General features: G+C 63.0%; 1 protein-coding gene and 1 pseudogene. One reads left to right on the top strand and one right to left on the bottom strand.

The window, feature by feature from the left end:
- Nucleotides 1–1,147: pseudogene (tnpC, locus tag LY44_RS17505) on the top strand (IS66 family transposase); the annotation flags it as partial.
- A 75-nt stretch (nucleotides 1,148–1,222) separates the two neighbouring features.
- Here the strand turns inward: tnpC and LY44_RS18545 are convergent.
- Nucleotides 1,223–1,336, bottom strand: a complete 114-nt coding sequence (locus tag LY44_RS18545) for an integrase core domain-containing protein (RefSeq protein ID WP_346243197.1) — start codon at nucleotides 1,334–1,336, stop codon at nucleotides 1,223–1,225.
- Nucleotides 1,337–1,342 lie beyond the last annotated feature (6 nt).

Below are 1,342 nucleotides of genomic sequence, written 5' to 3' on the forward strand. Positions count from 1 at the left end.
GTGACGGTGCGCCCGAAATACGTCTGCCGGACCTGCGCGGGGGCGCAGCACGCCCAGGCTCCCGCGCCGGAATGGCTGGTGCCGCGCGGCCTGCCGACCGAAGCGCTGGTGGCGCATTGCATGGTTGCCAAATTCGGCGATTACCTGCCGTTTTACCGTCAGGCGGACATCTATCGCCGCCAGGGGCTCGATCTTGATCGCACGATGCTGGCGGAATGGTCCGGGCGGGCGGCACAGCTTCTGGCGTCGGTGATCGACGCGATGATGACAGAGTTGCGCCGAAGCGACCGGTTGCAGATGGATGAGACCACCGTGCCGGTGCTGGCGCCGGGCACCGGGGAGGTGCGCACCGATTGGCTCTGGGTGGTGCTGCGCGACCAGCGTGGCTGGGGTGGCGGCGATCCTCCGATAGTCGTCTTTCATCACGCGCGCAGTCGCGCAGGCAAGGTCGCGCAAGAGATCCTCAAGGGCTTCTCTGGCGGCACGCTGCGGGTCGATGGCCACGGCGGCTATGACCAACTCGCCGATCCGAAAAAGACCTCAAAGCCATGGGACATCGAACGCGCCATCGTTCTCGAACCGATGGCGAACGATAGCGCGTTGCTGGACGCATTGGCGCCGCCGCTTCGTCAAGTTCGCCAAGGATACGCCGTCGGAAATCTGCGACGAGATGGTCGAGCGCATTGCGCAGCTTTACGCCATCGAAAAAGAAATCCGCGGCCGTGACCCGGCCACGCGCGTGAAAATCCGGCAGAGGTTCTCCAGACCGATCGTCGAGGCCCTGCGGCCTTGGCTCGAGGGCTGTCTGCAGCAGCTCTCCTCGACGAACGAACTGAAGCGACACATCCGATACGGTCTGAAACGTTGGGCGGGGCTGACCCGGTTCCTTGAGGACAGTCGGCTCGAAATGGACACCAATGGCGTCGAAAACGCGATCCGTCCGATTCCGCTGACGAGGAAAAACGCGCTCTTTGCGGGCTCCGATGACGGGGCGAAAACCTGGGCCCGCATCGCCTCGCTGATCGGCACCTGCCGCCTCAATGGTATCAACCCCGAGGCCTATATCGCCGCCACGCTCCGCAAGATCCTAGACCAGCACATGCAAAGCGATATCGCCGCGCTGATGCCCTGGAACTTCCGAGAATAGTCAAGCCGCTAGGCAGAGGGTGATGAGCGGACGCTTACGATCATCGCTGTATTGACCCATCTGAATCTGCTCAGGTTAGGCCGCTAATCTGAATGCCTCGACAGGCGTGCGCATGGCAAGGGCCTGATGAGGGCGGCGGTGGATGTAGAAACTGATCCAGTCGCCGATGACGCGGTTGGCGTGCTGGATGCTCTC

Origin of the sequence: Rhodobacter capsulatus, assembly GCF_003254295.1 — a bacterium.
Lineage (GTDB): Bacteria > Pseudomonadota > Alphaproteobacteria > Rhodobacterales > Rhodobacteraceae > Rhodobacter > Rhodobacter capsulatus.